Here is a 5,159-nt window from a genome sequence, read left to right on the forward strand (position 1 = left end):
GCGACTTATGCTTGTTAAGTATCGCGACTAGACTATTAGTCTTGCTGTGCGTCCGTGATATTGGCGCGGTTAAGTAAATATTGCATCAGCATAGGCACAGGACGGCCTGTAGCACCTTTGTTCTTGCCGCTGCGCCATGCAGTACCTGCGATGTCTAAATGCGCCCAGTTGTACTTTTTAGTAAATTTAGACAAGAAACACGCGGCTGTAATTGTGCCAGCTGCGCGACCACCTAAGTTCGTAAAGTCTGCAAATGGGCTCTCAAGTTGTTCTTGATAATCATCCCAAAGCGGTAATTGCCACGCTCTGTCGCCACTTTGCTCTGACGCTTTTAGCAAATCATGGGCAAGAGGATTATGGTTAGATAATAAACCTGTTGCATGGCTACCAAGCGCAACAATACATGCACCTGTTAATGTTGCAACATCAACAACGGTTTCTGGGTCGAATGCTTCAACGTAAGTTAGCGCATCGCACAGTACTAATCGGCCTTCGGCATCAGTATTGAGTACTTCAACGGTCTGACCGGACATAGTGGTTAAAATATCGCCCGGACGGTAAGCATCGCCCCCTGGCATATTTTCGCAGCCAGCTAAAACGCCAATCACATTCAGTGGTAGTTGCATTTGTACGACGGCTCGCATTAAGCCAAGCACGCCCGCGGCTCCGCCCATGTCGTATTTCATTTCATCCATCGCTTCGCCAGGTTTGATGGAAATACCACCTGAGTCAAATGTTAAGCCTTTACCCACAAACACAATTGGTGCTTGGCCTTCGTCACCACCGTTATAGTGGATAACTGACATCACTGATTCGTTGCGACTACCACGGCCAACCGCCAGGTATGAGTGCATACCCAGCTCTTCCATTTCTTGTTCACCAACAAGGTTAACGGTAACGTTATCAAAGTCTTCAGCCAACTGTTGTGCTTGCTCACCCAAATAACGAGGGTTACAGATATTTGGTGGCATATTCGCAACGTCTTTACACATCTTACTACCAGCAGCAATAGCGAGACCGTGCTCAATTGCGCTCTCACCTATTGTTAGTTCACGACGCGTTGGTACGTTAAAGACGATTTTACGTAGCGGACGTCTAGCCTCGCTCTTTTTACTTTTTAGTTGATTAAAGGTATACAGGCAATCTTGAGTGGTTTCGACCGCTTGGCGAACTTTCCAGTAAGTATCACGACCTTTAACATGTTGCTCAGTTAGAAAACATACCGCTTCCATTGAGCCTGTTTCATTTAACGTGTTGATGGTTTTAGAGATAATTTGTTTGTATTGTTTATCGTCGAGCTCTCTTTCCTTACCACAACCCACTAGCAAAACGCGTTCGCTTAATACATTTGGTACATGATGAAGCAGTAGAACTTGTCCTGGTTTGCCTTCAAGATCACCACGTCTGAGTAAATTTGAGATATAGCCTTCGCTTATTTTATCCAGCTGTTCACCAATTGGTGAGAGGCGGCGTGGCTCATATACACCTACAACAATACATGCGCTACGTTGTTTCTCTGGACTACCACTTTTAACGCTGAATTCCATTGCGACTCCTGAGTCTTTGTCATGTCATTTTGAACTTTTTATGCCAACCCACTTTCCTACATTAAAGTCATGAATATGCTTTAACCTTAGGTAGGATATTCTGGCGCATTGACATATAATAAAGTGACTAAAATGATCAGTTTACTCAATTTTTCCCACTATTCCAGTGAAACAAGACGTTTTATAGGGACGAACATTGCTTATATTCCGCTATCTTATCGGTGAAGTACTAAAAACACAGGTTGCCGTTTTTCTAATTATAATGACCATTTTTGTGGCTCAAGAAATTGTTTTGCTCTTGAATTCGGCTTCAGATGGTAACATTCCAGGAGCAATAGTCTTATCAATATTATTACTTAAGCTTCCTCAACTTGGGATCTACATACTGCCCTTAAGTCTGTTTCTCGGTATTATTTTAGCTTATAGCCGAATATATGCTGATAGTGAAATGACGATTTTACGAGCTTGTGGAGTGAGCGAGTGGTATGTCGTGCGAGTCACGTTGGTTTCTAGTTTATTTTTCTCAATAGTCACAGCTGTACTAAGTTTATACTTAGCTCCTTGGGCGAGTGAAAAGGAGTATCAGCTTCGGGAGCAAGCAGATGCTAAGTCAGGGTTATCAACTATTAGAGCTGGCCGTTTCCAGCAAACAGGTAATGAAAAAGCAGTTGTTTTTGTTCACAGTATTAGTGAACAAGGTCGTGAATTAGATAAAGTTTTTGTAGCGCAACTACCAAGGCAAGACTCGAATCAAGTTGCACGATTAGTATTTGCTCAAAAAGGTGAGCTAATCGAATTGGAAAGTGGTGAGCAACAATTACTGTTGTTAGAAGGGAAGCGTTATGAGACTGATGGTTTCAGCCAAGCACTTAATCGCACTGAGTTTGGTACTTATCAAGTCCAGATCAAAGAACAAGAGATAGAACATCAACGTCGTAAATTAGAAGCTATTCCGAGTTTACACTTATTGAAAATGGATACCCCTCAAGCTAAAGCCCAGCTTCAATTGAGATTGTCAGCCCCTATTTCGGTTGTTTTACTTACACTACTAGCAGTTCCTTTAAGCTTTGTGAATCCAAGGCAAGGTAAATTTGCCAAGCTTGTACCAGCAATTACATTGTATTTAGGTTATTTTATTGTTTTAAATACGGGGACGTTTTTGCTTGCGGAAGGTAAAGTGGCAGCTTCGATTGGGTTATGGTGGATACATTTATGTATGCTCTTTCTCGGAGCTTTTTTGATAGCTAAAGGTAGACCTATAGGTGCCTGGGCTCGCTCGGTATTTATCAAAAGAGAGGGGGCAGTATGATAAAGACGCTAGATCGGTATCTAGGACTAAGCATATTACAAACAACTGTTGCCACATTACTAGTGTTTGTGGGTATTAACACTTTAGTTAAATTCATTGATCAGCTGCGTTCGGTTGGTCGTGGCAGCTATGATTTGCTCAGTGCCATGCTCTACACTATTTATAGTATGCCTGGCGATATCGTCGTATTCTTCCCGATGGCTGCGTTGATTGGAGGCTTGATTGGCCTTGGCGCACTAGCCTCAAGCAGTGAGCTTATTGTTATGCAAGCGGCAGGGTGGTCACGTTTTCAAATCATTATGTCGGTGATGAAAACAGCTGTGGTGCTTGCGCTACTAATGATGGCGCTTGGAGAGTGGGGCGCACCAAAGGCGGAGCAAACCGCAAAGCGGTTAAAAAACGAAGCAATTTATGGTGGTGAAGTCTACAGCGCACAACGTGGTGTTTGGGCGAAAGATGGTGGTAATTTTATTAACATAGGCAATGTTGAAAAAAGCGGTAAGCTTAAAGATATCGCAATTTATTATTTCGATGATTCACTAACACTCACAAAAATTGTACGTGCTCAGTCGGCGCAAAGCATGTCTAACGGCTGGCAATTGCAAGATGTGGAAGAAGTGCATATCGATCAACAGCAAATTACAACGCATTATTCAAAATCAATGCTCTATGAATCTGAATTAAGTGAAGACAGATTGGGTGTAGTGTCGGTAGAGCCCGATGCTTTGTCTTTTACGGGGTTATGGTCATTTCTCGCTTATTTAGAGCAAAATGAGCAAGATTCAAGTAGCTATGAACTCGCGCTGTGGCGTAAGGTGATGCAACCGCTGACTATTGGAGTAATGCTGTTGGTGGCTTTATCATTTATCTTCGGGCCACTGAGAACGGTGAGCATGGGGGCGCGGATTATTATGGGTGTAGTAACAGGCTTAGCCTTTCACCTGAGTAATGAAATTTTTGGCCCCATAGTGATGGTATATCAAGTTCCACCGGTGGTTGGCGCGTTAATGCCAAGCTTGTTATTTATTGGATTGGCTATCCATCTACTGAAGAAACAAAATTAATACTTTTAATATAGGCCTCATATTGAGGCCTATATTTTTATGAATATGGGTAATCAACCTGAGCTTCGGATAATTAATGCCTTTCTAGCAGCCAGTTTTTGCGCTAACTGCGTTGAATTCACTTCCAATAGCCAGCTATTGGTGCGTAAATTCATCTAGTTATCCCTAAAACTCTCTGGCTAGATAAGGAAATAATTTAATGTATGTTTAAAAACAATTAGTTAGCTCATTTCTTATCCAAACCTCAGGTTAATCAATAAGCTGCTATTTGAAGCTTAGCTTAATCTAAGCTGTTATACACCTTTTTATTTTCCTCTTTGCTCAGTACCACCACTTCAGTACCACACAGCATATCCTGGAGCGATCTTTTCTTTTTAAAGTCCAGCAACACTATCAGATTACCGAGCCCAAGTAGCGCGCATAGGCTACGAGCAATTGCTTTTGGCCAAGTTAACAGTGCCCCACCGGGGGTTTGCACTTTTAAGCGCCACGCGCGCATGCCGATAGTTTGGCCGCTCTTAGTCCAAAAATAGGCAAAAAACAGCACCGAAACCAACACTAATAAAGCGGCTCTAAGTGTATATAAAATGGGATCAGCTTGGATCAGCGCCGATACGTCTTCATGATTACCAAGTGCGAGCACGTTAAATGAAATTAAGGCATTGATGGTTAGTAAAAATAACACGGTAGTCAGCATTGCGAACGCTACGACCACTAAGCTGTCGTATATAAGTGAAGCCAAGCGACGGCTGAAATTCGCTGGAGCAAAATGTGACATAACAACTCTCATAATTACAAGGTTGCGGAGTATTTTACACATAAACCGATAAAACGTTTACTGAATTACGTTAGCTAAGGGGTTAGTAACGCTTTGTCTTTATAGCTTTGACATGAATAAATTTGAATTTAGAGCAATATTTAACTGCTGGTGTGCAAATAACAAGCAGTTAACGCCTTATTGCAAAAAAATTACTTGCCGTTCTTAATCGCCTTTGTATAATGCAAAGCATAGAGACGAAGGCAAATAAAAAAAGCCTGAGCTCAAAGTGGTTTTTCTTTATTTTCTCTTGCTTTAGAAGATGAAAGAAAAATTATGCCAGTGTGATGGAATTGGTAGACATGACGGATTCAAAATCCGTTGCCTTCGGGCGTGGCGGTTCAAGTCCGCCCACTGGTACCACTTTTTATAACCCTAACCGATTGGTTGGGGTTTTTTTATGCCTCAATTGTAGGTCGAGA

The 5,159-nt window shown here is 42.1% G+C and carries 4 protein-coding genes and 1 tRNA gene; 3 read left to right on the forward strand and 2 right to left on the reverse strand.

Annotation, left to right across the window (positions count from 1 at the left end):
• Positions 1-35: 35 nt before the first annotated feature.
• A complete protein-coding gene (gene pepA / locus CKO50_RS20860; protein ID WP_095729725.1) occupies positions 36-1,547 on the reverse strand; it encodes a leucyl aminopeptidase in 1,512 nt (503 codons plus the stop codon).
• 196 nt (positions 1,548-1,743) lie between these two features.
• Between pepA and lptF the strand changes: the two genes are divergently transcribed.
• Positions 1,744-2,856, forward strand: coding sequence for an LPS export ABC transporter permease LptF (gene lptF / locus CKO50_RS20865; protein ID WP_095729726.1), 1,113 nt, complete (start codon positions 1,744-1,746; stop codon positions 2,854-2,856).
• Entirely contained in the window at positions 2,853-3,920 is a 1,068-nt protein-coding gene (lptG, locus tag CKO50_RS20870; RefSeq protein WP_095729727.1) for an LPS export ABC transporter permease LptG, read from the forward strand. The genes lptF and lptG overlap by 4 nt, the downstream gene beginning before the upstream one ends.
• 280 nt (positions 3,921-4,200) lie before the next feature.
• Here lptG and CKO50_RS20875 read toward each other — a convergent pair whose 3' ends face one another.
• Positions 4,201-4,698, reverse strand: a complete 498-nt coding sequence (locus CKO50_RS20875; RefSeq protein WP_095729728.1) for an RDD family protein — start codon at positions 4,696-4,698, stop codon at positions 4,201-4,203.
• 317 nt (positions 4,699-5,015) lie between these two features.
• Here CKO50_RS20875 and CKO50_RS20880 point away from each other — a divergent pair.
• Positions 5,016-5,100 (forward strand) — tRNA-Leu (locus tag CKO50_RS20880).
• Positions 5,101-5,159 lie beyond the last annotated feature (59 nt).

This window comes from Pseudoalteromonas sp. HM-SA03, from assembly GCF_002289345.1.
In the GTDB taxonomy this organism is placed as follows: Bacteria; Pseudomonadota; Gammaproteobacteria; order Enterobacterales; family Alteromonadaceae; genus Pseudoalteromonas.

Excerpts from the sequence above, each read along its gene's own strand:
- lptG (WP_095729727.1), top strand. The coding sequence starts at position 2,853 with ATGATAAAGACGCTAGATCGGTATCTAGGACTAAGCATATTACAAACA.
- pepA (WP_095729725.1), bottom strand. The coding sequence starts at position 1,547 with ATGGAATTCAGCGTTAAAAGTGGTAGTCCAGAGAAACAACGTAGCGCA.
- CKO50_RS20875 (WP_095729728.1), bottom strand. The coding sequence starts at position 4,698 with ATGTCACATTTTGCTCCAGCGAATTTCAGCCGTCGCTTGGCTTCACTT.